The organism is Streptomyces sp. UF-297, from assembly GCF_058245575.1.
In genome coordinates, this window is record NZ_JBSIBZ010000019.1 from 56,530 (window position 1) to 83,505 (window position 26,976).

General features: G+C 72.0%; 21 protein-coding genes. 11 read left to right on the forward strand and 10 right to left on the reverse strand.

Translation table 11 applies throughout. From position 1 onward, the window contains the following. Positions 1-110 precede the first annotated feature (110 nt). From AC4IJH_RS13965 to AC4IJH_RS13985, 5 genes are all read right to left on the reverse strand, one after another. Positions 111-2,195 carry a S9 family peptidase gene (locus AC4IJH_RS13965; protein WP_490851976.1) on the reverse strand — a complete coding sequence of 695 codons (2,085 nt, stop codon included), beginning with the start codon at positions 2,193-2,195 and terminating at the stop codon, positions 111-113. A gap of 106 nt (positions 2,196-2,301) precedes the next feature. After that, the gene (locus AC4IJH_RS13970; RefSeq protein WP_490851977.1) at positions 2,302-3,660 is read right to left on the reverse strand and encodes a M20/M25/M40 family metallo-hydrolase; all 1,359 of its coding nucleotides are present in this window, start codon (positions 3,658-3,660) and stop codon (positions 2,302-2,304) included. Beyond that, on the reverse strand, positions 3,653-4,486 hold the full coding sequence (locus AC4IJH_RS13975; protein WP_490851978.1) for a M55 family metallopeptidase: 834 nt from the start codon (positions 4,484-4,486) through the stop codon (positions 3,653-3,655). Before AC4IJH_RS13975 ends, AC4IJH_RS13970 begins: the two co-directional genes overlap by 8 nt. Positions 4,487-4,572: 86 nt before the next feature. Then, complete coding sequence (locus AC4IJH_RS13980; protein ID WP_490851979.1) at positions 4,573-5,295, reverse strand: class I SAM-dependent methyltransferase; 723 nt, start codon at positions 5,293-5,295, stop codon at positions 4,573-4,575. A 53-nt stretch (positions 5,296-5,348) separates the two neighbouring features. Continuing rightward, on the reverse strand, positions 5,349-7,886 hold the full coding sequence (locus AC4IJH_RS13985; RefSeq protein WP_490851980.1) for an ATP-binding SpoIIE family protein phosphatase: 2,538 nt from the start codon (positions 7,884-7,886) through the stop codon (positions 5,349-5,351). A gap of 221 nt (positions 7,887-8,107) precedes the next feature. Here AC4IJH_RS13985 and AC4IJH_RS13990 point away from each other — a divergent pair, with 221 nt between their 5' ends. Both AC4IJH_RS13990 and AC4IJH_RS13995 read left to right on the forward strand, forming a co-directional pair. Further along, a complete protein-coding gene (locus AC4IJH_RS13990; RefSeq protein ID WP_490851981.1) occupies positions 8,108-9,097 on the forward strand; it encodes a helix-turn-helix transcriptional regulator in 990 nt (329 codons plus the stop codon). Between the two features lie 49 nt (positions 9,098-9,146). Beyond that, complete coding sequence (locus AC4IJH_RS13995; RefSeq protein ID WP_490851982.1) at positions 9,147-9,824, forward strand: dioxygenase family protein; 678 nt, start codon at positions 9,147-9,149, stop codon at positions 9,822-9,824. Positions 9,825-9,929: 105 nt separating this feature from the next. Here AC4IJH_RS13995 and AC4IJH_RS14000 read toward each other — a convergent pair whose 3' ends face one another. Continuing rightward, the gene (locus AC4IJH_RS14000) at positions 9,930-12,437 is read right to left on the reverse strand and encodes an MFS transporter (RefSeq protein WP_490851983.1); all 2,508 of its coding nucleotides are present in this window, start codon (positions 12,435-12,437) and stop codon (positions 9,930-9,932) included. 257 nt (positions 12,438-12,694) lie between these two features. After that, positions 12,695-13,138: an SRPBCC family protein gene (locus tag AC4IJH_RS14005; protein WP_490851984.1), complete on the reverse strand. Its 444-nt coding sequence runs from the start codon at positions 13,136-13,138 to the stop codon at positions 12,695-12,697. 169 nt (positions 13,139-13,307) lie between these two features. Here AC4IJH_RS14005 and AC4IJH_RS14010 point away from each other — a divergent pair, with 169 nt between their 5' ends. Continuing rightward, positions 13,308-14,315 carry an Rv2578c family radical SAM protein gene (locus tag AC4IJH_RS14010; RefSeq protein WP_490851985.1) on the forward strand — a complete coding sequence of 336 codons (1,008 nt, stop codon included), beginning with the start codon at positions 13,308-13,310 and terminating at the stop codon, positions 14,313-14,315. A 365-nt stretch (positions 14,316-14,680) separates the two neighbouring features. Here the strand turns inward: AC4IJH_RS14010 and AC4IJH_RS14015 are convergent, their stop codons facing one another. Both AC4IJH_RS14015 and AC4IJH_RS14020 read right to left on the reverse strand, forming a co-directional pair. Next, positions 14,681-15,049 (reverse strand): MerR family transcriptional regulator, encoded by a 369-nt coding sequence (locus AC4IJH_RS14015; RefSeq protein ID WP_490851986.1) that lies wholly within the window; start codon positions 15,047-15,049, stop codon positions 14,681-14,683. Between the two features lie 26 nt (positions 15,050-15,075). After that, positions 15,076-15,885: an SDR family NAD(P)-dependent oxidoreductase gene (locus AC4IJH_RS14020; protein ID WP_490851987.1), complete on the reverse strand. Its 810-nt coding sequence runs from the start codon at positions 15,883-15,885 to the stop codon at positions 15,076-15,078. A 111-nt stretch (positions 15,886-15,996) separates the two neighbouring features. On the opposite strand from AC4IJH_RS14020, the gene AC4IJH_RS14025 reads away from it, so the two are divergent. Further along, on the forward strand, positions 15,997-16,539 hold the full coding sequence (locus AC4IJH_RS14025) for a GNAT family N-acetyltransferase (RefSeq protein ID WP_490851988.1): 543 nt from the start codon (positions 15,997-15,999) through the stop codon (positions 16,537-16,539). On the opposite strand, the gene AC4IJH_RS14030 is transcribed toward AC4IJH_RS14025, so the two are convergent. Then, positions 16,515-17,165 carry a HEAT repeat domain-containing protein gene (locus AC4IJH_RS14030; protein ID WP_490851989.1) on the reverse strand — a complete coding sequence of 217 codons (651 nt, stop codon included), beginning with the start codon at positions 17,163-17,165 and terminating at the stop codon, positions 16,515-16,517. The two genes, AC4IJH_RS14025 and AC4IJH_RS14030, sit on opposite strands and share 25 nt — an antisense overlap. A gap of 340 nt (positions 17,166-17,505) precedes the next feature. On the opposite strand from AC4IJH_RS14030, the gene AC4IJH_RS14035 reads away from it, so the two are divergent. From AC4IJH_RS14035 to AC4IJH_RS14065, 7 genes are all read left to right on the forward strand, one after another. Further along, positions 17,506-19,380: a 3-hydroxyacyl-CoA dehydrogenase family protein gene (locus tag AC4IJH_RS14035; protein ID WP_490851990.1), complete on the forward strand. Its 1,875-nt coding sequence runs from the start codon at positions 17,506-17,508 to the stop codon at positions 19,378-19,380. 154 nt (positions 19,381-19,534) lie between these two features. Beyond that, a complete protein-coding gene (locus AC4IJH_RS14040) occupies positions 19,535-20,338 on the forward strand; it encodes a TetR family transcriptional regulator (RefSeq protein ID WP_490851991.1) in 804 nt (267 codons plus the stop codon). A 443-nt stretch (positions 20,339-20,781) separates the two neighbouring features. Next, positions 20,782-22,119: a crotonyl-CoA carboxylase/reductase gene (ccrA, locus tag AC4IJH_RS14045; protein WP_490851992.1), complete on the forward strand. Its 1,338-nt coding sequence runs from the start codon at positions 20,782-20,784 to the stop codon at positions 22,117-22,119. Between the two features lie 42 nt (positions 22,120-22,161). Next, complete coding sequence (locus tag AC4IJH_RS14050; protein WP_490851993.1) at positions 22,162-24,174, forward strand: protein meaA; 2,013 nt, start codon at positions 22,162-22,164, stop codon at positions 24,172-24,174. Beyond that, positions 24,171-25,133 carry an HpcH/HpaI aldolase/citrate lyase family protein gene (locus tag AC4IJH_RS14055; protein WP_490851994.1) on the forward strand — a complete coding sequence of 321 codons (963 nt, stop codon included), beginning with the start codon at positions 24,171-24,173 and terminating at the stop codon, positions 25,131-25,133. The genes AC4IJH_RS14050 and AC4IJH_RS14055 overlap by 4 nt, the downstream gene beginning before the upstream one ends. 5 nt (positions 25,134-25,138) lie before the next feature. Further along, positions 25,139-25,651, forward strand: a complete 513-nt coding sequence (locus AC4IJH_RS14060; protein WP_490851995.1) for a MaoC family dehydratase — start codon at positions 25,139-25,141, stop codon at positions 25,649-25,651. A 2-nt stretch (positions 25,652-25,653) separates the two neighbouring features. Next, positions 25,654-26,859 carry an acyl-CoA dehydrogenase family protein gene (locus AC4IJH_RS14065; RefSeq protein ID WP_490851996.1) on the forward strand — a complete coding sequence of 402 codons (1,206 nt, stop codon included), beginning with the start codon at positions 25,654-25,656 and terminating at the stop codon, positions 26,857-26,859. Positions 26,860-26,976 lie beyond the last annotated feature (117 nt).

The window sequence follows — 26,976 nt, forward strand, 5'->3', positions numbered from 1 at the left end:
GCGCACCATGATGTGACGGGCGCAACACCGGCGTCAACACCTGGGGCGCAGGCGGCTGTTGATGGCCGGGTTACGCCCCTGGGCCGCCCTGCGGCTTCAGGCCGCAGGGCTCACTTGTGGAGCTCCAGCACGGGCACGTCCGTACGGGTGATACCGAAGGTCTGGGCGTACAGCGAGAGTTCGGCCTCCACGGCGCGGACCAGGGTCTCCTCCTTGCGGAAGCCGTGCCCCTCTCCCGCGAAGGACAGATAGGCGTGCCGTATGCCCCGCCCGGCGACCTCCGCGAGGAAGCGGTCGCACTGCGCCGGCGGACAGACCGCGTCGTCCAGGCCCTGGAGCAGCAGGAACGGCGCGGACATGCGGTCGGCGCGGTGCAGCGGCGAGCGGTCCCGGTAGCGGTCGGGCACCTGCGAGAGCGGGCCGATGAGGGTCTCCAGATACTGCGACTCGAAGTCGTGGGTCTCGCCGCTGCCCCAGTTCAGCAGGTCCAGCACCGGGTAGCGGATCGTGCCGCAGGCGTAGACGTCGGTGGTGGTGAGCGAGGCGGCCGCCGTCCAGCCGCCCGCGCTGCCGCCGCGGATGGCCAGCCGCGCGCGGTCGGCGGTGCCCTCCTCCGCCAGCGCCTCGGCCACCGCCGCGCAGTCCTCCACGTCCACCACGCCCCACTGCTCGCGCAGCCGGTCGCGGTACTCACGGCCGTAGCCGGTCGAGCCGCCGTAGTTGACCTCGGCGACGCCGAAGCCGCGGGAGGTGAAGTAGGCGACCTCCAGGTCCAGGACGAGGGGGGCGCGGCTGGTGGGGCCGCCGTGGGCCCACACCACATACGGCGGGAGTTCGCCCGCGGGGCCGCAGCACACGGGGCTGTGCGGCGGATAGATGTGGGCGTGGATGTCCCGCCCGTCGGGCCCGGTGAAGGTGCGGATCTGCGGCTCGGGGTAGTACGCCGGGTCCAGGGCGTCGACATGGCGGGCGGCGATCACCCGGGAGCGCCCGGTGGAGGTGTCCAGCTCGACGATCTCGTACGAGCTGCGGGGGCTGGCGGCGATGCCGATGACGCGGGTGCCGTGCACGGCCAGCGAGGGGGCCCACTCCGTCCACGGGCCCGCCGCGTCGACCAGTTCGCCGGTGGCCGGGTCCAGGATGCCCAGCGCGGTCGCGCCCCGGCCGTGGATGACGGCGATCGTGCCGTTGGACAGCGGGAGGAACCAGCGCTGGCCGATGTTCCACAGCGGGCCGCCGAACTCCTCCTGGCGGGCCCGGCACAGGCCCGTGCTGGGCACGATGCCGTCGCCGGTGGCGTCGGGGTCGATGCGCTGCAGCTCCCACCAGCCGCTGAGGTCGGAGACGAACAGCAGGGTGCCGTCCGCGGCCCACTCGACCTGGGCCACGGACTCGCCGTCGGCCAGGTGTTGCGCGAGGGCGTCCCCCTCGGCGGGCGCGGCGGCCGCGTGGTCCCGGGCTCCGGCGCCGCCGCCCGGGCCGCCGAGGTCGCCCACCACGGGCCGGACGTCGGTGAAGCCGCCCTCCTCGGTGATCTCGGCGAGCATCACGAGCGTGCCGTCCCAGGGCATCCGCGGGTGGTCCCAGGCGATCCAGGCCGCGCGCCGCCCGTCGGGGGAGAGCCGCGGCCCGGTCACGAAGCGGTGCCGGCCATCGCTCAACTCCCGTACGGCGCCCCGGTCCTGGGCCGCGGAGCCGTCCAGCGGCACGGCGGCCAGCACCCTGCGCACATCGGTGGGGCGCTCACCGGTGAACTCCTCCAGGACGCACCACACCTCGCCGCGCTCCGGGCGCAGCACCGGATCCGCCCAGCGCAGCCCGCCGCCGACGGGTGAGAGCGGGGTCAGCGGGCGCGGCGGCCCCTCCCCGTCGGGCTCGTAGGCGTACAGCCGCTGGTCGGGGAAGTGGCAGAAGACCACCAGCGGCCCGCCCGGCCCGGCCGCGCCGGCCCAGGGCTGTCCGCCGTACTCCAGGACCCGGCTGCGGATGTCCCACGGGGCGGGCAGCACGCACTCCTCGGCGCCTTCGGGCCGCCTGCGGATCAGCGCCCGCCTGCCGCTCTCGGCGGGGCGCGGCTCGGTCCACCACACTTCGTCGCCGACCGTGCCGAGGTACTGGGGGCTGCCGTCGTGCGCGGCGACCAGCCGGGCGTCTATCGGGGACGGCCAGGCTCCGTAGGGGGCCGTGGTCACCATGGGGTCTTCCTCCTCGGTACGTCGGGCGCTGCTGCCGGTCAGGCCGTACTGCCTCTCACGCTGAGCTGTCCCTCGGGCCGTGCGGCACTCATCCCGTGCCGCCTCATCACCCCGTGCTGTCCTTCAAGAAGTGGTCCAGTACCCGCACACCGAAGTGCAAGGCCTCCACGGGGACGCGTTCGTCCACGCCGTGGAAGAGCGCCTGGTAGTCGAAGCCCTCGGGCAGCCGCAGCGGCGAGAAGCCGTAGCCGACGATGCCCAGGCGGGAGAACTGCTTGGCGTCGGTGCCGCCCGACATGCAGTACGGCACCACATGGCCCGAGGGGTCGAAGCGCTCGATCGCCGCCCGCATCGCCGCGTACGTCGGCGAGTCCACCGGGGCCTGCAGCGCCACCTCCCCGTGGTCGTAGTCCCAGGTCACATCCGGTCCGGTGAGCCGGTCCAGGGTCGTACGGAACTCCGCCTCGCCGCCGGGCAGCACCCGCCCGTCCACATGCGCGGTGGCGCTCCCGGGAATCACATTGATCTTGTAACCGGCCTGCAGCATCGTCGGGTTGGCGCTGTTGCGGACCGTCGGCTCGACCAGGGCGGCCGAGGGGCCGAGCTTGCTCAGCAGCCGGTCCACGTCGAAGTCGGGGGCGTCCAGGTCCGCCTCGATGCCGTGCAGCGCGGCGAGTTCGGCCAGGGCGGCGCGTACGGTCGGGGTGATGCGCACCGGCCAGTCGTGCTCGCCGATGCGGGCCACGGCGGCGGCCAGCCGGCTCACGGCGTTGGAGCGGTTGACCTTGGAGCCGTGGCCCGCCCGCCCCTGGGCGGACAGCCGCAGCCAGGCCGTGCCGCGCTCCCCCGCCGCGATCGGGTACAGCCGCATGCCGCCGCCCGCGTGGAAGGTGAAGGCGCCCGACTCGCTGATGCCTTCGGTGCAGCCCTCGAACAGCTCGGGGTGGTGGTCGGCCAGGAAGCCGGAGCCGTCGATCGCGCTGGCCTCCTCGTCCGCGGTGAAGGCCAGCACGATGTCCCGCCGGGGGCGGATGCCCCGGCGCGCCCAGTCGCGGGCGACGGCGAGCACCATCGCGTCCATGTTCTTCATGTCGACGGCGCCGCGGCCCCAGACCACCCCGTCGCGGATCTCCCCGGAGAAGGGGTGCACGCTCCAGTCGGCGGGCTCGGCGGGCACCACGTCCAGATGGCCGTGGACCAGCAGGGCGGGTGCACTCGGGTCGCTGCCGGGGATGCGCGCGACCACGTTGGTCCGGCCCGGGCTGCGCTCCAGCAGCGTCGGCTCGATCCCGGCCCCGGCGAGTTGGCCGGCGACGTACTCCGCCGCCTCGCGCTCCCGGCAGTCGCCGCCACCGCGGTTGGTGGTGTCGATCCGGATCAGTTCGGAGGTGAAGCGGACCACCTCCTCCAGCGCCTGGCCGCCGACGTCACCGGCCCGCTCCTCGCCTTCGGTGCGCTCAGCCATACTGCTCCTCCACATGCGAGGACACGATGGAGGTGACCGCCTTGAAGCAGCGGATGCCCTCGTACATGTCGGGGCTGGTGTAGGCGACCCGGCGCTCGCCGGTGCGCTCCACACCCGGTACACAGGTCGCCGCGCTCACCAGATGCTCGGCGTCGAATTCCACCTCGACGGTGAACGGGCCGCCGTGGACCGGCTTCTGACGCCCCGCCAGGGCCGCGCCCTTCTTGGCCCCGGCCCTGATGTCGGCCGCGGTACGGGCCGGGGTCCGGCACACCGCCGCATACCGCGACACATAGTCCTTCACCGCGACGGCGGGTGCTCTCGGTGCGTACCCCTTGGCGTCGGCGCAGGTGCGGTCGTCGCCGGTGACCAGCACGATCGGTACGCCGTACTCGGCCACCACCAGGGAGTTGAGGTAGCCCTCGCTGGCGCGGGTGCCGTCCACCCACACCCCGGTGATGGTGTTGGCGAGGTAGGTGTGGGCCAGCACGCCCTCGGTGCCGGCGCCGGTGTGGTAGCCGAGGAAGGCGATGCCGTCCACATCGCCGTGCTGCACGCCCTCGACCATGCTCAGGGCCTTGTGCCGCCCGGTGAGCATCTGCACCCGCTCGTCGAGCTTCTCCAGCAGCAGATTGCGCATGCTCCAGTGGGCCTCGTTGATGAGGATGTCCTCGACTCCGGCGTCGAAGAATCCGGCGACCGCCGCATTGACGTCGGAGGTGAACAGGTGGCGGCAGCGCTCCCACTGGGGCGTGCCCGGCAGTACGTCCGCGGGCCAGGTCACGCCGGTGGCGCCCTCCATGTCCGCCGAGATGAGGATCTTCATGCCCCGAAACGTTACGCGTTTCGCCGCGAGTCGGACAGGCCTGTGGATAAGTGCAGAGGTCTACTCCACTCATGGCGTACACGGACTCAGCCGACCGGCCCTGCCACCAGCCAGTTCGTGGGGATCTCGATCCGTTCTCCGCCGTGTGTCCACTCCGTCGTGGACAGCGGCAGCTGCCCCTGCGCGAGGACCACGAGCCCGCTGACACGCAGGAGTTCGGGCACCTCAGCATCGGCCATCACGCCGGGCGCGATGCCGTGCGCGAAGACCGCGCCGAGCTTGGCGGGCGGCCCCTCGGGGCGCTGCGCCAGGGAGGCGAACACGCCCTTGGCGGCCTCGCCCGGCTCGACGGCGAAGAGCCGTCCGCGTACGCCCAAAAGCGCCGCGAGGTTCTTGGTGATCCGTTCGCGCTCGGCGCTCTCACACTGATGGAGCACACCGCGCAGATAGACGTTGACCTCGCCCAGCTCCTCGCCGAGCGCACCCATCGCCCCTTCGTCGGCCGCGTCCACCCGCCGGAACTCGGCCAGTTGACCCACGTCCTCGGCCCGCGCGCGCTCGACGGCGGCCGCGGAGAAGTCGATGCCCACCGCCCGCGGAAAGCGACCGGCCAAGAAGCGGGTCTGGGTGCCGTTGCCGCAGCCCACGTCCAGGAGCGGCAGCCCGGCATCGAAGTACGGCTCGAACAGGGGCAGATGGAGCCGGGCGTTGAGCGCGGGCCCGGAGTCCCAGAACACGCCTCCCTCACCCGGGGGCGCGTCACGCCAGAAGCCTTCCCATGCCTGCGCGTAGCGGCTCGAAGTGCTCATGGCCAATTGCTACTGCCGCACCCGCGCACCCCGCAAGTCAGGTGACGCCCCTTTCACGCGATGTTCGGCGCCGGTGCACGCCGGGCGCGCGAGGACGGCGCGGAGCCCGGCAGGGACTGCTCGAACCACACGGTCTTCCCGGTCGCCGTACGGCTGGTGCCCCACTCGCGCGCCAGCCGGCTCACCACCCGCAGCCCGCGCCCGAACTCGTCCTCGTCGCGGGCGCTGAGCAGCTGGGGCAGCGCGTGGTCGTCGTCCCACACCTCGCACAGCAGGGCGTCGGTGCGCACCAGGCGCAGCACCACCTGCTCGGTGTGCGCGTGCCGTACGGCGTTGGTCAGCACCTCGCTGACCAGCAGCTCGGCGTTCTCCGCCGCCTCCGACAGGCCCCAGTGCTCCAGCTGCCCGCGCACCAGGCGCCGGGCCCGGCCCACCTGCTCGGCCTGCAGGGGCAGTTGCCACTCGGCGACGGACTCCCGGGCGATGCCGTTGAGCCGCGCCATCAGCAGCGCCACATCGTCCTTGCGGCCGCCGCGGCCCACGTTCAGGGTCCGGGCCAGGGAGCGGATGATGGCGTCGCAGGCGTCGTCCATGGACGCGGCGGGGTGGGCGGCGGACTCGGCGAGCGCCGCCAGCCCCACGCCGATGTCCTCGCCGCGCACCTCCACCAGCCCGTCCGTGCACAGCACGAGCCGGTCGCCGGGCTCCACGGGGAGCGTGACCGCCTCGAAGGGGACGCCGCCGACGCCGATGGGCGCGCCGGTGGGCAGGTCCAGCAGCTCGCTGCGGCCGTCGGCGGCGCGCACCAGGACGGGCGGGATGTGCCCGGCGTTGGCGAGCGTGACCCGGGACTCGATGGGGTCGTAGACCACGTACAGGCAGGTGGCGAGGTAGTTGTCGCCCAGGCGCTGGGCCAGGTCGTCCAGGCCGCGCAGCAGGTGCGCGGGCGCCATGTCCATGGCCGCCATGGTCTGCACCGCGGTGCGCAACTGGCCCATCATCGCCGCGGAGTTCAGCCCATGTCCCATGACGTCGCCCACGACCAGGGCGGTGCGCGAGCCGGGCAGCTTGATGGTGTCGAACCAGTCGCCGCCGACCCGGCCGAGCCGGGTGCCGGGCAGATAGCGGGTGGCGGTGTCGCAGCCCGCCATCCTGGGTTCTATGTGCGGCAGCATGCTGTCCTGGAGCGTCTCGGCGACGTTCTCCTGGTAGGTGTACATGCGGGCGTTGTCGAGCACGAGACCGGCCCGGGCGGCGAGTTCGGCGCCGGTGACCCGGTCCATGTCGTTGAATTCCGTACGCTCCGGATGGCGCAGCAGGATCATGAAGCCCAGCACCACATTGCGCGCCTTGAGCGGCACGACCAGCATCGACCGCAGGGAGATCAGCGGGCTGATGTCGCGCTTCTCGAACTGCGAGGCGATGCGTAGGCCCATCTCCTCGCTGATCCTGGGGATCAGTACGGGCTCGCCGGTGGTCATGCACTGGAAGAACGGCGTGTGCGCGGGGAAGGGCATCGACTCCCCGACCGGCACCACGTCGTCCCAGCGGCCCGGCTCGTCGTTGTGCTCCACCGCGACGCGGTGCCACATGGTGGTGGCGTCCGGCGGCCCGTCGGGGAAGCCCTCGCCCGCGATGACCTGCTCGCGCAGATAGGTCCCTGCGACGTCGGTGAAGCGGGGCACGACGGCCCGGCTGACCTCCTGGATCGTCACGGCGAGGTCGAGGGAGGAGCCGATCTTCCCGCTGACCTCGTTGAGGAACTCCAGCCGCTCGCGCACCGCGGCGTACTCCAGGTCGGACTCCAGCTCCGCCACCGCCTCGGCGGCGGCCCGCGGGTCCAGGTCCCCCTCGCGCGCGGCCCGCAGCAGCCGCGCCCGCCGCTCCACCCGCCGCGGTACGCCCCAGTCGGGCGTGACCGGGAAGCGCTCCTGCTGGCTGATCTCCAGTACGGGATAGCCCAGTTCCAGCACCTGGGAGACGATCCGGGCGCTCTCCTGGGGGCTCATGCTCGGCAGGATGTCCGGCAGCCGGCGGGCGAGGTCCTCGGAGCCGGGGAAGTCGGTGTGCAGCGCGAAGTCGGGTGCGAAGCGCTCGTGCTCGGCGTCGGGGACGCCGTGGGCGCCGTGCAGCTGGTCGGCGTCGGCCGCCAGGACCAGCAGCCGCTCGCGCCCCGGCCCCACCAGGGGGTAGGCCCACCACAGGACGTCCACCGAGCCCCGGTCGACATCGGCCATCCGGGCCCGGCCCGAGGTGGGGTAGCAGGTCTCGCCGCACAAGGAGGCTTCCAGGTCGGGCCCGTGGCCGTCCTGCTGCTGGGCGGCGGCCTCCTCCAGCCAGCCGCGCCGCGGCCCGCGCTCGGTGCCCAGCGCGCCGGAGACCGGCATGAGGTCGACGGCGGGCGCGCCCACGGCCTGCTCGCGGCTGGGTCCGAAGAGCCTGCGCGCACCCGTGCTCCAGTGGGAGACCAGGCCGTCGCAGTCCACCACGACGACCGCGAGCGGGATCCGCCCGGGCACCGCGTCCCGGGGCACGGGCACCGGGTGTGCCGCGCCCACCGTGTCGTCGCCGTGCGACGGGCCACGCTCCATGGGTGGTTGCTCCTTCGTACGCGTACGCAAGATCTGCGCCACCGCTACCACGGTACGACCGTGGCACGGCTCCGCGCGGGCCAATGCGCGAATAGGTCGTGCGCCCCGCGCGAATACCCCTGCGGCATAAAGGCGTTGGACCCCGCGGCCTTCCGGGCGCCCTTGCGCCCGCCCGTATGGTGGGCGTGTGCCGAGAGGGACTGCGCAGCGGAGCGTGCGGCGTGGCGCGTAGCGGGCGGGTGGCCGGGCCCGCGCCGGACGTCTTCGTACCGTGCGGCGGCAACGACGAGGTGGGCGGCCCGGTACCGCTGCACCGCCTGGCCGTGCCCGACCCCAACGCCCTGCCGTTCGCGATCGGTTCCTTCGACACCATCGGGCCCCTCTCGCGCGCGGGCTATCCGCACCGCCACTCCTTCTACGAGATCGTGTACGTGACGGCGGGCACCGGCACCCACGTCACCGATGGGAACCGCTGTCCGCTGCGGCCGCCGCTGCTGTGCGTCATCGCGCCGGGCCAGGTCCACTACTGGGACCGCGTCTGCGACCTGAGCGGCTGGCTGATCCTGTTCACCGACGACTTCCTGGCGGCCCACCCCTCCGACGCGGCGGCGCTGCGCCTGCTGGGGGAGCGCCCCCGGCTGTATCTGGACGCCGGGAGCGGGCGGCGCATCGCGGCGCTGGTGGCGGAGCTGACCGGGGAGTTCGAGGAGCGCTCGGCCTCCTTCGTCTCGGTCCTCCAGGCGTACGTACACATCCTCCTCACCCGGGCGCTGCGGCTGCCGGGCGCGGCCGGTCCGCCGCTCCCCTCCGGGCGCGAGGCCGGGGTGTCCCAGGAGTTCCTGCGGCTGCTGATGTCCCCCACGCGGGCACCGGCCCGGTCCGTACGGGACTGCGCGGGAGAACTGGGGGTTTCCGTAAGCCATTTGAACGAGGCGGTCAAGCGGGCCACCGGACGCACCCCGGGCCAGTTGATCCGGCACGCGCAGACGGTGGCCGCCAAGCGGCTGCTGACCACGACGGACCTGACCGTCGCGCAGGTCGCCCACCGGGTGGGCTTCGCCGACCCCGCCTACTTCTGCCGCTTCTTCCGCCGCGAGACCGGCCTGAGCCCCGGCGCCTTCCGCCGCGCCGACACCGCCGCCCCGCCCGGCGGAAGGATTCACCACGACCTGCGCGCACAGTCCATCGAAGAGCCCGCGGGACCCCAATAATCTCTGGCGCGACCGGCAGTTACGCCCCTCGTCCCCCCAGGAGCGCGCCATGGAACACGACCATTCAGAGGAGACCCCGAAGCACGACGGCATCAAAAGTGCCATCAGCCGCAAGCGGTTACTGAGGGCCGCGGTGGCCGCCGTGCCCCTGCCGATGGTCCTGGGCGGTGCGGCCCAGGCCCGTGACGCCGAGACGGACACCGTACGGCGGCCGCCCTCCGACCGGCCGCTGACCCCCACGCCCTCCTGCGACGACGGCGACGACCCGACCCCGCCGCAGACCGAGGGCCCGTACTTCAAGCCGAACTCCCCGCGGCGCACCTCGCTCCTGGAGCCCGGGATGCGCGGCATCCGCCTGACCGTCAGCGGCTTCGTCTTCGGCATCACCTGCCGCCCCGTCGCCAACGCGCTGCTGGACTTCTGGCAGGCGGACGCGTCGGGCGCGTACGACAATGCGGGCTTCCGGCTGCGCGGGCATCAATTCACCGACGCGCAGGGAGCGTTCAAGCTGACCACGATCTTCCCCGGGCTCTACCCCGGCCGCACCCGGCACCTGCACGTCAAGGTGCAGGCTCCTGGTCAGCGGGTGCTCACCACCCAGCTGTACTTCCCCGGCGAGCCGCGCAACAACACCGACCCGATCTTCCACCCCGCGCTGCTGATGAACGTGCGCGATGTCGGCCGCGCCAAAGAGGCGACGTTCGACTTCGTCCTCAACGTCCGTTAGCGGCACGGGTGCCCGGCTACCGCCGGTCCGGTCGGCGGTACCCGGGCACCCTTTCGCGCTCCCCTGTCCCGGCCCACGGCCCGCCCCCGGCCCGGCCCGCGGCCCTCAGTCCTCGTGGCCCAGCTGGAGGTCGCGCTCGGTGCGGCCGCCGCCCGCCACCTGCAGGACGGTGGCCACCGGCGGGTACCCGGCGGCGATGACGGTGTACTCGCCGGCCGAGAGGTCCACGAAGCGGAACAGCCCGTCGGCGCCCGTGGTGGCGGTGTCCACGACGTTGCCCGCCGCGTCCAGCAGCGTGACCCGGGCGTCCTCCACCGGGCGCCCGGCGCCGGCGCGTACCGTCCCGCGCAGCACCGCGCCGCCCGCCAGCTCGATGTCCTGGCGGGTCTCGCGGGCCGCCTGGACCGTCACCGGCAGCGCGGCGGGCCGGTAGGCCGGGGCGCTGGAGGCCAGGGTGTACTCCCCCGCCACCAACTCCTCGATGACATAGCCCCCTTCGCGGCCGCTGCGGGTGCCGGCCACGACCTCGCCGCGCACATCGGTGAGGGTGACCAGCGCGTCGCGTACGGGCGTGCCGTCGGCGGTGGTCACGGTCCCCGCCAGCCGTCCCGCGCCGCCGAGCACCACGTCCAGCTCGACCGGCCGCTCGCCGACGGTGACGCTGACCGCCTGCGGCTGGTGCCCGCCCGCCGCCGCGATGAGCACATACGATCCGGCGCCGGGCGTGCCGAGCACGTACCGGCCGTCCTCGCCGGTCGCGCCGCGCCCCACCTGCCGCCCGGCGGCGTCGATGAGCGTGAGGGCCGCGCGCGGCACGGTGGTGCCGTCGTGGTGCTGGACGGTGCCGCAGACCGGTACGCCGACGGGGGCGGGCGGCGCGGGCAGCGCGCCCGCGGCGCCGCGGGCGGGCGGGACGGCATCGCCCTCCCCCGGTGGGGCCGCGGGGGGCCCGGAGGGGGCGGGGACGGTGCGGGGGGCGTGGGGGGCGTAGGACACCAGGGGTTTCTCTTTCAGGAGGAAGGCGAGTACGAGGCCCAGGGCGAGCAGCGGCGCGAAGCACAGGAAGACCGGCGGTGCGGCCTGTACGGCGGCCACTGCGGGGCTGTCGCGCAGGGCGTCCGGCAGGGCGTCCACAGCGCGCGTCAGGAGGGTTTCGGTCAGGGCGGGGCGGGCCGGTGCGCGCCGCTCGCCGACGAGGTGCGCCACCGTCCGGTCGGCCAGCACCAGCGCGAAGAGCGCCGCGCTCACGGTGCCGCCGATGCGCCGGAAGCAGATGGTGGCGCCGGTGGCGGTGGCGAGGTCGGCGGGGCGTACCCCGTTGCGTACGGCCAGGACGAGGACGGGCAGGACGAAGCCGACGCCCAGGCCGAGGATGCCCGTCCACAGGCCGTACACCAGGGATCCGGCCGCCACGTCCATCCGGGACAGCAGCCACATCCCCTCCCCGGCCATCGCGCAGCCCAGGACGGGGAAGAGGCGGTAGTGGCCGGTGCGGCTGACGAGGTGCCCGGAGACGACGGCGGCCAGGACCACCCCGCCGGTCATCGGCAGCATCAGCACTCCCGCCTCCATGGCCGTGATGCCCTGGGCCGACTTGGGGAAGGCCGGCAGCTGGCCGACGGCGCCGAACAGGGCGAGTCCCGCGGCGGCGCCGACGAGCCCGGTGACGTTCAGCGCGGCCTCGCGGACCAGGCGCAGCGGGACGAGCGGTTCGGCCGCGAAGTGCTCGACGCACAGGAACATCAGGGCGGTGCCCAGCGCCGCGGCGCCGAGCCCGAGGATCACCCGGGAGTCCCAGGGGTGGCGCGTACCGCCCCAGGTGGCCAGCAGCACCAGGCTGGTGGCGCAGCACACGAACAGCACCGCGCCGGCCAGGTCCAGCCGGGGGCGGGCGGCGGGCCTGGGCAGCCGCAGCGCGCAGGCGATGACGACCAGCGCGGCCACGCAGACGGGCACGTTGGCGTAGAACACCCAGCGCCACAGGGCGCGGTCGGCCAGGAAGCCGCCGAGGGTGGGGCCCGCCATGCAGGCCAGGCCGAAGGCCGCGCCGATCAGGGCCATGTGACGGCGGCGCCGGCGCGGCGGCAGGAGGTTGGCGAGCACGGCCTGGACGCCGATCACCAGCCCGCCGGCGCCCAGGCCCGCCAGGGCGCGAAAGGCCGTCAGCTCGCCCGCCGTACGCGACCAGCCGGTCAGCGCCGATCCCGCGGCGAACAGCGCGAGGGCGAAGAGGAAGGCGCGCTTGCGGCCGAAGCCGTCGCCGAGCTTGCCGAAGACCGGCAGGCCGAGCGCGGCGGTCAGGAGGTAGCAGGTGGCCGCCCAGACAGGGAGGTCAGGGGCCGCCGGGCCGGGCAGCTGGGCCAGGACCTTGGGCAGCGCGGTGGCCAGGACCGTCTGGTCCAGGGCCGCCGGGAGCAGGGCCAGCAGCAGGCCGAGAACGACCGTGCGCACCCGGGCCGGGCTGGGGTGAACGGTTCTGGGGTCGTCCGGCCAGGGGTCGTCGGGGGCCGCCTCCTGGCGGGGGACCGCCCCCGCAGACGGTACGGGGACGGGGGGCCCGGCTCCCCGCTCCCCCGCTCCCCACTTCGCCAGGGTGGTCCCGCTCCCGCCCACGTGCTGCTCCCCTCGTCACGCCTGTGCCGCCGCCCCTTTCTCGCATCGGGGACAACAGCGATCAAGACGGCGAAGCGGCGGGAGCGGGGCGGAACCGTTCCCCAACTACGTTGCCCGGGGCGTCCATTGTGCGCTCACCAGGAGATACGGGGCGATGGCGGCGGCGGGCGGCGTACCCGCGGCGCCCGTGGAGTCCACCCGAATCGGTGAGCGCGCCGACTCCCCGAAAGAGTGAGGGCCGACAGCGCGAGCGCGGCTCACTTCTCCATTTCGGCGGCGAGGTTGGCCAGGATCGCGTCGTAGATCCGGGCGAGCCCCTTGGGCGCGAAGGTGCGCTCGAAGAAGCCGCCGACGCCGCCCGCGCCCTGCCAGGTGGTGGTGACCTTGACGGCGGCGCGGCCCTGGCCCGCCGGGGTGACGACCCAGGTGGTGACCATGGAGGAGTTGCGGTCCTTCTCCACGAGCTGCCCGTCGGTGGGCTCGTCCACCTCCAGCAGACAGTCGCGCACCCGCTTGCTGGTGGCCTGGAGCTTCCAGTGCACGAGGGTGCCCTTGCCGTCGCCGCCCTCGCGGACCTCGTACTCGCTGAAGTGCTCGGGCAGCAGCTTCTTGCGCATGCCGCTGTAGTCGGCGAGCGCGTCGAACACGTCCTCCGGGTCCGCCGCGATCTCGCGCTGCGTGCTGGCCTCGACCTGACCCATGTTGCCTCTTCCTCCGGTCCTGGACTGCGGTGCGGCAAGCCAACCACCCCGGGGCGGCGCGCCCAAAATCCGGGTCGCCCGACCAGAAGGGAACGTGTGTTCTATTATCGAGTACGGACACAGCCCGGGGGGACCACCGGATTCACCGCAGGACCCACGAGGAGGCGCGATGCGCTGGGAGAACCTGAGCGGGCGCGGCGCCGCCCTGTTCGGCACGGACGTCGTCAGCCGCACGATCGACACCCCCGAATTCCGCGGGATCACCTTCCACGAGGTACGCGCCCGCTCGGTCCTCAACCGGGTCCCCGGCGCCTCCCGCATGCCGTTCGAATGGACGGTCAACCCCTACCGCGGCTGCACCCACGCCTGTGTGTACTGCTTCGCCCGCAAGACCCACGGCTATCTCGACCTGGACACCGGCCTGGACTTCGACTCCCAGATCGTGGTCAAGGTCAACGCCCCGGAGCTGCTGCGCCGCGAACTGGCCGGGGCGCGCTGGCGCGGCGACCACATAGCGATGGGCACCAACGTCGACTGCTACCAGCGCGCCGAGGGCCGCTACCGCCTGATGCCCGGCATCCTGGCGGCCCTGCGCGACCGGGCCAACCCCTTCTCGATCCTCACCAAGGGCACCCTCGTCCTGCGCGACCTGGACCTGCTCCGGCAGGCGGCGGCCGTCACCGAGGTCGGCATCTCGGTCTCGGTGGGCTTCATGGACCGCGAGCTGTGGCGCACGGTCGAGCCCGGCACCCCCGCCCCCGAGCGCCGCCTGGACGTCGTGCGCACCCTCACCGGCCACGGCATCGACTGCTCGGTCCTGATGGCCCCCGTGATCCCCTTCCTCGGCGACTCCCCCGAGCAACTGCGCACGACCGTCCGCGCCATCGCCGCGGCCGGCGCCACCTCGGTCACCCCGCTCGTCCTGCACCTGCGCCCCGGCGCCCGCGAGTGGTTCATGTCCTGGCTCGCCCACCACCACCCCCACCTCGTACACCGCTACGAGCGCCTCTACTCCACCGGCCCCTACGCCCCCACCTGGTACCAACGCCGCATCACCCGCCAGGTCCACGACCTGGCCGCCCAACACGGCATAGGCCCCACCCACCCCCGCACCACCCCCGCCGCCCCCACTCCTCCCAGCTCCACCCCCAAACCCACCCAACTGACCCTGCTCTGACCGGCCTCGCCCGTGAAGGACCCCGCCGTGCCCCAGCGCCCCCGTCGCGTCCGCGCCGGCACCGTCCCGCCCAACGGCGCCCCGGCCCAGCGCGCCACCTGCACCGTGACCGTCAACCGCTCCCCATGCCGGGACCGCACCGCACCGCGCTGTTCGGTGACGGCGCGGTGGTCGCGGCAGTCGCGCCGGGCCGGCTCGGCGGTGGACAGGGACGACCTCACAGCCCGATGACTGGAAGCCGTCGCGGCCGTCATGGAGCTGCGCGCGCTGAGCGGGGCGGCGGCCGCACTCGTGCGGCGTCCGTGATCGGGCAGGCCTTCAGGTCACCGGTCCAGGTCACCGGCCGGAAGCGGGGCCCGGTCCCCTCACACGCCTTCGAAAGCCGCCTCTGCGAAGGCACTCAGGGTGCGGGCCAACCGGTCGCGGGCCTCCAGTTGGGCGGCGATGCGAGCGTCGATGGCGGCGAGGCGGTCCTGGGCGAGGCGCAGGGCCGCCGGTGAAGGGGTGACGGTCGTCATGTCGCCGTCCAGGCAGGCGGTGAAGCACGCCACGTCGGCCAGGGTGAAGCCGGCGTCGAGGAGGTAGCGGATGTTGCGCACCCGCGTCAGGGCGCGGTCGTCGTAGTGGCGGTAGCCGTTGTCCTCCCGGGCCGAGCTGATCAGTCCGGCCTCCTCGTAGTGGCGCAGCGCGCGCGGCGTCACGCCTGCCGCTTTCGCCAGCTCTCCGATCCGCATCGGCCCCACCTCCGGACACCGTTGTATCAAGCCACCTGGATTCCCCCGTCGACGGGGAGGACGACGCCGGTGACGAAGGAGGCGGCGGGCGCGGCGAGTTGTGTGACGGCCCAGGCGATCTCCTCGGGGCGGCCCCTGCGGGCCATCGGGGTGTGCGCGATCTGCCACTGCCTGATGGCGTCCGAGGCCTGCTGCGACAGGCCCTGGTGCGCGCCGACGGGGGTCTCGACCGCGCCGGGCGCCACCGCCACCACGCGGACGCCGCGCGGCGCGTGGGTCACCGCCCAGCTGCGGGTGAGCGCTTCGATGCCCGCCTTGGTCGCCGCGTAGAGCGCGGTGTCCGCCCAGGGCCAGCCGCGCTGTCCGAGCGCGGTGCTGATGTTCACCACCACGCCGCCGGTCCTCTCCAGTTCGCCCAGCGCCGCCTGGACCAGCAGCGCCGGGGCGGTCAGATTGGTGGCGACCAGCGGCTCGACGCGCTCCTTGGTCAGCGGTCCGCTCTCCCCGCCGCCCACCGCCGCGGCGTTGTTCACCAGGACGTCCAGCCGCCCGAACTCGCCCACCGCATGCCGCACGATCTCCTCGGGCGCCCCCTCGCCGGTGATGTCGGCGGCGTACGGCGCGATCGTGGCGTACCCCTTGGCCGCCTCCGCCAGCGGCCCGGGCCTGCGCCCCACCGCGACCACGGACGCCCCCTGCTCGGCGAACCGCCGCGCGGTGGCCCGCCCGATGCCCGTCCCCGCGCCGGTCACGATGACGGCCCGGCCCTCGAACGGCCCGCCGGGCGCGTCCGCGGTGCTGTGTGTGCTGCTGCTCTTGCTCTGTGCGCTGTTCATGCGAGCACTGTCCAACCCTGCCGCCAACGGCAAGGTCAAAGCGGGAGGCCGACAGCGGGAGGCCGAAAACGGGAGGAGTCCGGCCGGGCCGCCCCGTTAGCGTGGTGGCGCATGGAGCGCGTCGAGACCTTGTGCGTACGGGAGATGACCGCGGCCGACGTCGAGGCGGTGGCCGTCGTCAGGATGCGGGGCTGGCAGTGGGCCTATCGGGGGCTGATGCCGCAGGAGTATCTGGACGGGCTGAGCCTGAAGGAGGAGATCGCGGTGCGGCGCGAGATCTTCGCACGGACGCCGCCCCCGGTCGGCAATTTGGTGGTGGAGCGGGGCGGCGCGGTGGTGGGGTGGGCCGCCTTCGGGCCGTATCGGGAGAGCGGGGACGGGGCCGCTGCGTCGGGGGCGGGTGAGGTGTACGCGCTCTACGTACTCCCCGAGCACATCGGCAGCGGGGTGGGCCGCGCCCTGATCGGCGCCTGCATGGAACGGCTCAGGGACCGTGGGGTTGCGGAGCTGCTGTTGTGGGTGGCCGAGGGCAATGTCCGGGCGCGGCGGTTCTACGAGCGGGCGGGCTTCGCCGCCGACGGGGCCGAGGAGGGGTACGAGGTGGGCGGGGTGACCGTGCCCGAAGTGCGTTACGGGCGGCCGCTGTTGTTGTGAGGGGGACTCTCGCCGGGGCGGCCCGTCTCGTGGACGCCGAGGCGGGCCAGGGAGGCGGCGGCCGCCGCGGCCAGGCGGGGGTAGGTCTGGGCGACGGTGAGCACGGGGACGGCGCGGTCGTCGCCCAGCGCGCCCAGGCCCTCCACGCAGGCCAGGGCCACCCGCCAGTACGGGCTGTGCGGCGTCAACAGCCGCTCCAGGGTGGCGATCAGGGCGGGTACGGACTCCGGCGCACGCAGCTCGGCCAGCAGGCGTACGGGGTGCAGCGCATAGGCCGTACGCAGCGGGTTGGTGGCGAGCGCGGCGGCGGCGCGGGCGGTGCGCGGATCGCCCAGGCGGGCCAGGGCGTGCGCCGCGGTGGCGCAGCGCACCGGGTCGCGGTAGTTGAGCAGCAGGATCAGCGTCTCGAACGCGCGCCGGTCACCGGCGCAGCCCAGCACGAAGGCCGCGATCTCCCGTGCCCACAGCGGGCGTTCGACGGCGGTGAGCATCCGCACCAGCTCCTCGCGCCCGGAAGGGGCGTTCTTGCGGGCCAGTGCCAGCAGCCGCTCGTAGGCGACCAGGTCCTGAGGTGTGCGGAGCTCGGCACGCACCCGGTCCGTCAACTCGTGGAATTCGTCTTCCATTTACCGTCGCCCTCCCCCGGCACCTGTCACGTGTCCCGCGTCACAGCCTAATGACCCGCACCACCCCCTGGCGCTCATGGTTACCGGCGAGTTAACCTGCCGGAACGAGCAGTACCCCTGCTCCGGCGGCCTGGTGACGCAGCCGCCACTGTGTGAAGTCGGTTCGGTGTTTCAGCACTACGGTGCCCCCGGTCAACTCCGGGCGGTACCCCAGGCACGGCCCCGGGACAGGGCCCGCCGCAGCTCCCTTGCCGCCTGCGCCCGTCGCGCACGGGTGCGGCCGCTCCTCAGTCGTCACCTTCTCCCCTGCCCTCGGGGGAACACCCTCTGGAGTCTCGCGATGGACCGCACGTCCACCCCTGATCCCTCAACCGGCCGCGCCGCCCCACCCGTTGCCCCTGCCGCGCCCCGGCCCGCGCAGGCCGCCCCCGCCGCCGCGCCCGCCCTGTCCACTGTGGCCGTCGTGGGCCTGGGCACCATGGGCACCGGCATCGCCGAGGTCCTCGTCCGGGCCGGCCGCGAGGTCATCGGCATCGACACCGACGAGACCGCGGCGCGCCGGGCCGTGGCCGCCCTGGAGGCCTCCACCGCGCGCGCCGTGCGCCGGGAGCGCCTCACCGAGCGCCTCCGCACCGAGGCGCTGGCCCGCTTCCGTACCTTCTCGGACCTGCGGGCCGCGGCGGACGCCGATCTGGTCATCGAGGTCGTGCCGGAGGACTACGGCCTCAAGCGCGAGGTCCTGGCGCAGCTGGACCGCATCGTGCGCCCGGACACCATCGTGGCCACCGGCACCAACGCGCTGTCGGTGACCCGGCTCGCCGCCGAGTCGCTGCACCCCGAACGCGTCCTGGGACTGCACTTCTTCAACCCCGCGCCCGCCATGAAGCTGGTCGAGGTGGTCTCCTCGGTGCTCACCGCGCCGACCGCAGTCGCGGCCGTCACCGCGCTCGCCGCGGACCTCGGCAAGGACCCCATCGCGGTCGGCGACCGCCCCGGCTTCGTCGCCGACGGCCTGCTGTTCGGCTATCTCAACCAGGCCGCCGCGATGTACGAGTCCAAGTACGCCACCCGCGAGGACATCGACGCCGCGATGCGGCTGGGCTGCGGCCTGCCCATGGGCCCGCTCGCCCTGCTGGACCTGATCGGCATCGACACCGCGCGCACCGTCCTGGAGGCGATGTACGCCGCCTCGCACGACCGGCTGCACGCCCCGGCGCCCATCCTGGGGCAGCTGGCGGAGGCGGGGCTGACCGGCCGCAAGGCGGGCCGCGGCTTCTACACGTACCAGGCACCGGGCAGCGCCGAGGCCGTGCCGGACGCCGAGAGCCCCTGCGACGCGCACCAGGCCGCGGCGGCGCACACCGTACGCCGGGTGGGCGTGGCCGGCTCCGGCACGATGGCCAGCGGGATCGCCGAGGTCTTCGCCAAGTCGGGCTTCCAGGTCGTGCTGGCGGCCCGCGGGATGGAGAAGGCCGAGGCGGCCAAGGAGCGCATCGCCGCCTCGCTGGCCCGCTCGGTGGCCAAGGGGCGCCTCGGCGCCGAGGCCAGGGACGCCGCGCTGGCGGCCATCACCCCGGCGGGCTCGCTGGACGCCTTCGCCGAGGTGGACCTGGCCGTGGAGGCGGTGGCCGAGGACCTGGCGGTCAAGCAGCAGCTGTTCGCCGCGCTGGACAAGGTCTGCCGCCCCGGCGCGGTGCTGGCCACCACCACCTCCTCGCTGCCGGTGATCGCCTGCGCCCGCGCCACCGCGCGCCCGCAGGACGTCATCGGGATGCACTTCTTCAACCCGGCGCCCGCCATGAAGCTCGTCGAGGTGGTGCGTACCGTCCTGACCAGCGACGACGCCCACGCCACGGTGCGCGCGGTGTGCCAGGCGGTCCGCAAGCACCCGGTGGACTGCGGCGACCGGGCGGGCTTCATCGTCAACGCCCTGCTGTTCCCGTACCTGAACAACGCGATCAAGATGGTCCAGGAGCACTACGCCTCCCTGGACGACATCGACGCCGCGATGAAGCTCGGCGGCGGCTACCCCATGGGCCCCTTCGAACTCCTCGACGTGGTCGGCCTGGACGTCTCCCTGGCCATCGAGAAGGTGCTGCACGCCGAGTTCCGCGACCCAGGACTGGCCCCGGCGCCGCTCCTGGAGCACCTCGTCGCGGCGGGCTGCCTCGGCCGCAAGACCGGCCGCGGCTTCCGTGAGTACGCCCGGCGCTGAGGCGGCGTCGGCATCGGGGTCCCCCCGCCCGGCGGCCCGGGGAGGCGGATGGGGCGGGCTGCTGGAACCGCGCGGCGGCCCGCCCCGGCCCGTTGCCCCGTCCGCACAACGGGCGCATGCCACGGGCGACGGGAATATGAAGTACCGTCCCCACATGTCCCAGCCCGCTCGCACGCCCGCATCCGACGGCACCGAAACCGTCACCCCCGGCAATCGCCGGGCCGCCGCCCAGCGCCTGAAGATGCGCAGGGAGTTGGCCACGGCGGCGATGGAGCTGTTCGCGACCAAGGGCTACGAGGCGACCACCGTCGACGAGATCGCCGCCGCGGCCGGCGTCGCCCGGCGCACCTTCTTCCGCCACTTCCGCTCCAAGGAAGAGGCGATCTTCCCCGACCACGACGACACCCTCGTACGCGCCGAGGCGGTCCTGGACGCAGCCCCGCCCCACGAGCACCCGCTGGACACCGTCTGCCGGGGCATCAAAGAGGTCATGCGGATGTACGCGGCCTCCCCCGCGGTCTCCGTGGCCCGCTACCGCCTCACCCGCGAGGTGCCCACCCTGCGCGAGGCCGAGATCGCCTCGGTGGCGCGCTACGAACGCCTCTTCACCCGTTACCTGTTGGGCCATTTCGACGAGGGCGCGCACCGCGAGGGCGACGACGATCCGCTGCTCGCCGAGGTCGCGGCCTCCGCCGTGGTCACCGCGCACAACCACGTGCTGCGCCGCTGGCTGCGGGCGGGCGCGCAGGGCGACGTGGAGTCCCAGCTGGACCACGCCTTCGAGATCGTCCGCGAGACCTTCGGCACCGGCATCGGCGCGGGCCGCGCCCTGACCGAGGAACGGCCCGCCGCGGCCGTCTCCGGCCAGGGAGAGGTACTGGTCGCGGTGGCGCGTACGGACGCGCCCCTGCCCGAGGTCATGCGCACCATCGAGAAGGCGCTCAAGCAGCGCGGGTAGCGCACCGGGCACAGCGTGCCACCACGGCCCGTCGGCGGTTCGCCGGCGGGCCGTGCCGTACAACGAGCACCGCGGCGACGCAGCGTGCAGCATTGACTGCAAAAAGGGATATCTTCCCCACTCGTCACCCCTCCCCCTTGCTCATGCGTGCCACCCGGATGACATCTGAGAGAAATTGTTGGCACTCGGTGTCTTGTCGAGTGGCACGCGGTGCCATACCTTGAGGGTGTCCGGGCGGCCGGCGCGCAGCGATCCTCCGCGCGCCGGCTGTCCCAGCAAGCCACCCGGCCTGCCCGCCCGGACGCCTGCGTCACAGGCCCCTCTCGCGCTCACCGGCGCGGCTTTCAGCTCCACCCGCATCCGCCGAACCGACGGCACCGCCTCTGCACCACCCCGACGTCCCTCAAGCCGTTTCCCTCAACGTGCTTCGCCGGAGGCAAACCGTGAATGCAATCCTCGACGCGATCCTGGCGTCGGACAGTACGAGCGAGGACTTCGCCGCGCTCCCCCTTCCCGAGTCCTACCGCGCGGTGACCGTGCACAAGGACGAGACCGAGATGTTCCACGGCCTCGCCACCAAGGAGAAGGACCCCCGCAAGTCGCTGCACCTGGACGACGTCCCGCTGCCCGAACTGGGGCCGGGAGAAGCCCTGGTGGCCGTCATGGCCTCCTCGGTGAACTACAACAGCGTGTGGACCTCGATCTTCGAGCCGATGTCCACGTTCGGGTTCCTGGAGCGCTACGGGAAGCTCTCGCCGCTGGCCAAGCGGCACGACCTGCCGTACCACATCATCGGCTCCGACCTGGCGGGCGTCGTGCTGCGCACCGGCCCCGGCGTCAACGCCTGGCGCCCCGGCGCCGAAGTCGTGGCGCACTGCCTGTCCGTGGAGCTGGAGAGCGCCGACGGGCACAACGACACCATGCTCGACCCCGAGCAGCGCATCTGGGGCTTCGAGACCAACTTCGGCGGCCTGGCCGAGATCGCGCTGGTGAAGTCCAACCAGCTCATGCCCAAGCCCGCGCACCTGAGCTGGGAGGAGGCCGCATCGCCCGGGCTGGTGAACTCCACCGCCTACCGCCAGCTGGTCTCGCGCAACGGCGCCGGCATGAAGCAGGGCGACAACGTGCTCATCTGGGGCGCCAGCGGCGGACTGGGCTCCTACGCGACCCAGTTCGCGCTCGCGGGCGGCGCCAACCCCATCTGCGTGGTCTCCAGCCCCCAAAAGGCGGAGATCTGCCGGAAGATGGGCGCCGAGGCGATCATCGACCGGTCCGCCGAGGGGTACAAGTTCTGGAAGGACGAGCACAATCAGGACCCCAGGGAGTGGAAGCGCTTCGGCAAGCGCATCCGGGAGCTGACCGGTGGTGAGGACGTGGACATCGTCTTCGAGCACCCCGGGCGCGAGACCTTCGGCGCCTCGGTGTACGTCACGCGCAAGGGCGGCACGATCGTCACCTGCGCCTCCACCTCCGGCTTCAACCACGAGTACGACAACCGCTATCTGTGGATGTCGCTCAAGCGCATCGTGGGCTCGCACTTCGCCAACTACCGCGAGGCGTGGGAGGCCAACCGGCTGATCGCCAAGGGCAAGATCCACCCGACCCTCTCCAAGACGTACCGCCTGGAGGAGACCGGCCAGGCCGCCTACGACGTGCACCGCAACCTCCACCAGGGCAAGGTCGGCGTGCTCGCGCTGGCGCCCGAGGAGGGCATGGGGGTGCGCGACCAGGAGATGCGCGAGAAGCACCTGGACGCCATCAACCGCTTCCGCAACGTCTGAACCACGTCCCTACCATGTGAACTAGGCGACTGAGAGCCGTACATGACTGAGCGTCACAAGGACCGTCCGTGGCTGATGCGGACCTACGCCGGACACTCCACCGCCGAGGCGTCCAACGAGCTGTACCGGCGCAACCTCGCCAAGGGCCAGACCGGCCTGTCGGTCGCGTTCGACCTGCCGACGCAGACCGGATACGACCCCGACCACATCCTCGCCCGCGGCGAGGTAGGCCGGGTCGGGGTCCCGGTCTCCCATCTCGGCGACATGCGCCGCCTGTTCCAGGACATCCCGCTGGAGCAGATGAACACCTCGATGACCATCAACGCCACCGCCATGTGGCTGCTGGCGCTGTACCAGGTGGTGGCCGAGGAGCAGGGCGCCGACATCACCAAGCTGTCGGGGACCACGCAGAACGACATCGTCAAGGAGTACCTCTCGCGCGGGACGCACGTCTTCCCGCCGGGCCCCTCGCTCCGGCTGACCACGGACATGATCACCTACACGGTGAACAACATCCCCAAGTGGAACCCGATCAACATCTGCAGCTACCACCTGCAGGAGGCGGGAGCCACCCCGGTCCAGGAGATCTCCTACGCGATGTCCACCGCGATCGCCGTGCTGGACGCGGTGTTCGCCTCCGGACAAGTGCCACAGGACCGCAAGGGCGACGTGGTCGCGCGCATCTCCTTCTTCGTGAACGCGGGTGTCCGCTTCGTCGAGGAGATGTGCAAGATGCGCGCCTTCGGCCGTATCTGGGACCAGGTCACCCGCGAGCGCTACGGCATCGAGAACCCCAAGCAGCGCCGCTTCCGCTACGGCGTCCAGGTCAACTCCCTCGGCCTGACCGAGGCCCAGCCGGAGAACAACGTCCAGCGCATCGTGCTGGAGATGCTGGCCGTCACCCTCTCCAAGGACGCCCGCGCCCGCGCCGTCCAGCTACCCGCCTGGAACGAGGCGCTGGGCCTGCCCAGGCCCTGGGACCAGCAGTGGTCGCTGCGCATCCAGCAGGTCCTGGCACACGAGAGCGACCTGCTGGAGTACGAGGACATCTTCGCCGGCTCGCACGTCATCGAGGCCAAGGTCGCGGAGCTGGTCACCGAGTGCCAGGCCGAGATGGACCGTATCCAGGAGATGGGCGGCGCGATGGCCGCCGTGGAGTCCGGCTACCTCAAGTCGCAGCTGGTCTCCTCGCACGCCGAGCGGCGGGCCCGTATCGAGGCCGGCGAGGAGAAGATCGTCGGCGTCAACTGCTACGAGTCCACCGAGCCCAACCCGCTCACCGCGGATCTGGACACCGCCATCATGACCGTCGACCCCGCCAACGAGGCGCGGGTCGTGGCGGCCCTGCACCGCTGGCGCGAGGAGCGGGACGAGGGGCGCGCACAGGACACGCTCAGCGCCCTGAAGAAGACCGCGGCCGGCAGCGGCAACCTCTTCGGCGCCACGCTGGACTGCGTCCGCGCGGGCGTGACGACCGGCGAGTGGGCCTGGGCCCTGCGGGACGTCTTCGGCGAGTTCCGGGCCCCCACGGGCGTCTCCAGCGCCCCGCTCGCGGTCGCCGCCGAAGCGGGCACCCCGCTGGCCGCCGTCCGCGAGAAGGTCGCCAGGACCGCCGAGGAACTGGGCAGCGGCAAACTGCGCCTGCTGGTGGGCAAGCCCGGCCTGGACGGGCACAGCAACGGCGCCGAGCAGATCGCCGTACGGGCCCGCGACGCCGGCTTCGAGGTGGTCTACCAGGGCATCCGCCTCACCCCCGAGCAGATCGTCTCCGCGGCCGTGGCCGAGGACGTGCACTGCGTGGGGCTGTCCATCCTCTCCGGCTCGCACGCCGAGCTGGTGCCGGACGTCCTGGACCGGCTGCGCCGCACGGGCGTCGAGGACATCCCCGTCATCGTCGGCGGCATCATCCCCTCCGCCGACGCGACCGCGCTCCGCGAAGCGGGAGTTGCGGCCGTTTTCACACCGAAAGACTTCGGCATCACGGAGATCATCGGCCGTATCGTCGACGAGATCCGCAAAGCCAACCAGCTCGACCCGTTGGAGGTCCCCGCATGACTGCCCCTAACCGCCTTCGCCCGCGCCGCTCCTGCCTCTCGGTGCCCGGCTCCAGCCCCCGCTTCTTGGAGAAGGCTCAGGGCCTGGCCGCCGACCAGGTCTTCATGGACCTGGAGGACGCCTGCGCGCCGCTGGCCAAGCCCGAGGCCCGGCACACCATCGTGAAGTTCCTCAACGAGGGCGAGTGGGGCGGCAAGACGCGGGTCGTACGGGTCAACGACTGGACGACGGAGTGGACCTACCGCGATGTGGTCACCGTCGTCGAGGGCGCGGGCCACAACCTCGACTGCATCATGCTGCCCAAGGTCCAGGACGCCGCGCAGGTCGTGGCGCTCGACCTGCTGCTGACCCAGATCGAGAAGACGATGGGCTTCGAGGTCGGGAAGATCGGCATCGAGGCGCAGATCGAGAACGCCCGCGGCCTGAACAACGTCAACGAGATCGCCGCCGCCTCGCCGCGCACCGAGACCATCATCTTCGGACCCGCCGACTTCATGGCGTCCATCAACATGAAGTCCCTGGTCGTCGGCGAGCAGCCGCCCGGCTACGGCGCGGACGCGTACCACTACATCCTGATGAAGATCCTGATGGCGACCCGCGCCAACGACCTCCAGGCCATCGACGGCCCCTACCTCCAGATCAAGAACGTGGACGGCTTCCGCGAGGTGGCCGGCCGCGCCGCCGCCCTCGGCTTCGACGGCAAGTGGGTGCTGCACCCCGGCCAGCTCGACGCCGCCAACGAGGTCTTCTCGCCCTCGCAGCAGGACTACGACCACGCCGAGCTGATCCTGGACGCCTACGAGTGGCACACCTCCGAGGCGGGCGGGAAGAAGGGCGCGGCCATGCTCGGCGACGAGATGATCGACGAGGCCAGCCGCAAGATGGCGCTCGTCATCGCCGGAAAGGGCCGCGCCGCCGGGATGTCGCGCACCACCACGTTCGAGGCTCCGGAGGCGTAAGGGACATGCAGTTCGGCCGCACCTACGAAGAGTTCACCGTCGGGGACGTCTACAAGCACTGGCCCGGCAAGACCGTCACCGAATACGACGACCACCTCTTCTGTCTTCTCACCATGAATCATCACCCGCTGCACATGGACAGCAACTATGCGGAGAAGACCACCGATTTCGGGAAGAACGTCGTCGTAGGCAACTACATCTACTCGCTGTTGCTGGGCATGTCCGTTCCGGATGTGTCCGGGAAGGCCATCGCGAACCTGGAAATCGAGTCGCTGCGGCATGTGGCGCCGACCTTCCACGGCGACACGCTGTACGGCGAGACGACGGTGCTCGACAAAACCCCCTCCAAGTCCAAGTCGGACCGCGGGATCGTGTACGTCGAGACCAAGGGCTACAAGCAGGACGGAACGCTGGTGTGCGTCTTCCGCCGCAAGGTGATGGTGCCCACCGCCACGTACATCAAGGAGCGCGGCGGAGAACAGCCCGGCCGCCCCGAGCTTCAGGCCAAGGAGAAGTGAGCATGCCGCGCCTTTCGCAGACCGAGGGCCTGACCGGCATCCAGCGGGAAATCCTCTCCACGGTCCGTGACTTCGTCGACAAAGAGATCCTGCCGGTCGCCACGGAACTGGAGCACCGGGACGAGTACCCGACGCAGATAGTCGAGGGGCTGAAGGAACTCGGCGTCTTCGGGCTGATGATTCCCGAGGAGTACGGGGGCCTTGGCGAGTCGCTGCTGACGTACGCCCTGACGGTGGAGGAGATCGCCCGCGGCTGGATGAGCGTCTCGGGCATCATCAACACCCACTTCATCGTTGCGTACATGCTCAAGCAGCACGGCACGCAGGAGCAGAAGGACCACTTCCTGCCCAGGATGGCGACGGGCGAGGTCCGCGGCGCCTTCTCCATGTCGGAGCCGGGCCTGGGCTCGGACGTGTCCGCCATCACCTCCAAAGGGGTGCGCGAGGGCGAGGAGTTCGTCCTCACTGGCCAGAAGATGTGGCTCACCAACGGCGGTTCGTCAACGCTGGTCGCGGTGTTGTGCCGTACGGACGAAGGCCACCCCGAAGGAAGTGCCCCGCACAAGTCGATGACGACCTTCCTGGTCGAAAAGGAGCCGGGTTTCGGAGAGGTCCGAAAGGGCCTGACGATTCCCGGCAAGATCGACAAGATGGGTTACAAGGGGGTCGACACCACAGAATTGATCATGGATGGTCTGCGAATCCCCGCCGACCGGGTTCTGGGCGGGCAGAGTGGACGTGGCTTCTATCACATGATGGACGGCGTCGAGGTCGGCCGGGTCAATGTCGCCGCACGGGGCTGCGGAGTCGCACAACGCGCCTTCGAGCTGGGAATTTCCTATGCGCAGCAGCGGCACACCTTCGGGAAGCCGATCGCCCAGCACCAAGCCATCCAGTTCAAACTGGCCGAAATGGCGACAAAGGTCGAAGCCGCCCATGCGATGATGGTCAATGCCGCTCGCAAAAAGGACTCGGGACAGCGAAACGACCTCGAGGCGGGCATGGCCAAGTACCTGGCCTCCGAGTACTGCAAGGAGGTGGTGGAGGACGCGTTCCGCATCCATGGCGGTTACGGCTTCTCCAAGGAGTATGAGATCGAGCGTCTCTACCGTGAGGCTCCGATGCTCCTGATCGGTGAAGGTACCGCCGAGATCCAGAAAATGATCATTGGACGTCGCCTACTCGAGGAGTACCGAATCCAGGGGTGAACGCCCGATTTGGGGTGATTTATTCTAGACGAAGATCACACCCTGTCATCGTTGTTCGGCCACGGATTGGCTCTGGCTCTTGGCCAGTTGCCGCTCGCAACCGATAGCATCCCCGGA

Coding starts and splice junctions, on each gene's coding strand:
- AC4IJH_RS14005 (WP_490851984.1), bottom strand. CDS start 13,138: ATGGGTCAGGTCGAGGCCAGCACGCAGCGCGAGATCGCGGCGGACCCG.
- AC4IJH_RS14050 (WP_490851993.1), top strand. CDS start 22,162: ATGACTGAGCGTCACAAGGACCGTCCGTGGCTGATGCGGACCTACGCC.
- AC4IJH_RS14025 (WP_490851988.1), top strand. CDS start 15,997: ATGGAGCGCGTCGAGACCTTGTGCGTACGGGAGATGACCGCGGCCGAC.
- AC4IJH_RS14035 (WP_490851990.1), top strand. CDS start 17,506: ATGGACCGCACGTCCACCCCTGATCCCTCAACCGGCCGCGCCGCCCCA.
- AC4IJH_RS14015 (WP_490851986.1), bottom strand. CDS start 15,049: ATGCGGATCGGAGAGCTGGCGAAAGCGGCAGGCGTGACGCCGCGCGCG.
- AC4IJH_RS13985 (WP_490851980.1), bottom strand. CDS start 7,886: ATGGAGCGTGGCCCGTCGCACGGCGACGACACGGTGGGCGCGGCACAC.
- AC4IJH_RS13965 (WP_490851976.1), bottom strand. CDS start 2,195: ATGGTGACCACGGCCCCCTACGGAGCCTGGCCGTCCCCGATAGACGCC.
- AC4IJH_RS14065 (WP_490851996.1), top strand. CDS start 25,654: ATGCCGCGCCTTTCGCAGACCGAGGGCCTGACCGGCATCCAGCGGGAA.
- AC4IJH_RS14055 (WP_490851994.1), top strand. CDS start 24,171: ATGACTGCCCCTAACCGCCTTCGCCCGCGCCGCTCCTGCCTCTCGGTG.
- AC4IJH_RS13995 (WP_490851982.1), top strand. CDS start 9,147: ATGGAACACGACCATTCAGAGGAGACCCCGAAGCACGACGGCATCAAA.
- AC4IJH_RS14040 (WP_490851991.1), top strand. CDS start 19,535: ATGTCCCAGCCCGCTCGCACGCCCGCATCCGACGGCACCGAAACCGTC.
- AC4IJH_RS13980 (WP_490851979.1), bottom strand. CDS start 5,295: ATGAGCACTTCGAGCCGCTACGCGCAGGCATGGGAAGGCTTCTGGCGT.
- AC4IJH_RS14010 (WP_490851985.1), top strand. CDS start 13,308: ATGCGCTGGGAGAACCTGAGCGGGCGCGGCGCCGCCCTGTTCGGCACG.
- AC4IJH_RS13970 (WP_490851977.1), bottom strand. CDS start 3,660: ATGGCTGAGCGCACCGAAGGCGAGGAGCGGGCCGGTGACGTCGGCGGC.
- AC4IJH_RS14030 (WP_490851989.1), bottom strand. CDS start 17,165: ATGGAAGACGAATTCCACGAGTTGACGGACCGGGTGCGTGCCGAGCTC.
- AC4IJH_RS14020 (WP_490851987.1), bottom strand. CDS start 15,885: ATGAACAGCGCACAGAGCAAGAGCAGCAGCACACACAGCACCGCGGAC.
- AC4IJH_RS14060 (WP_490851995.1), top strand. CDS start 25,139: ATGCAGTTCGGCCGCACCTACGAAGAGTTCACCGTCGGGGACGTCTAC.
- AC4IJH_RS13975 (WP_490851978.1), bottom strand. CDS start 4,486: ATGAAGATCCTCATCTCGGCGGACATGGAGGGCGCCACCGGCGTGACC.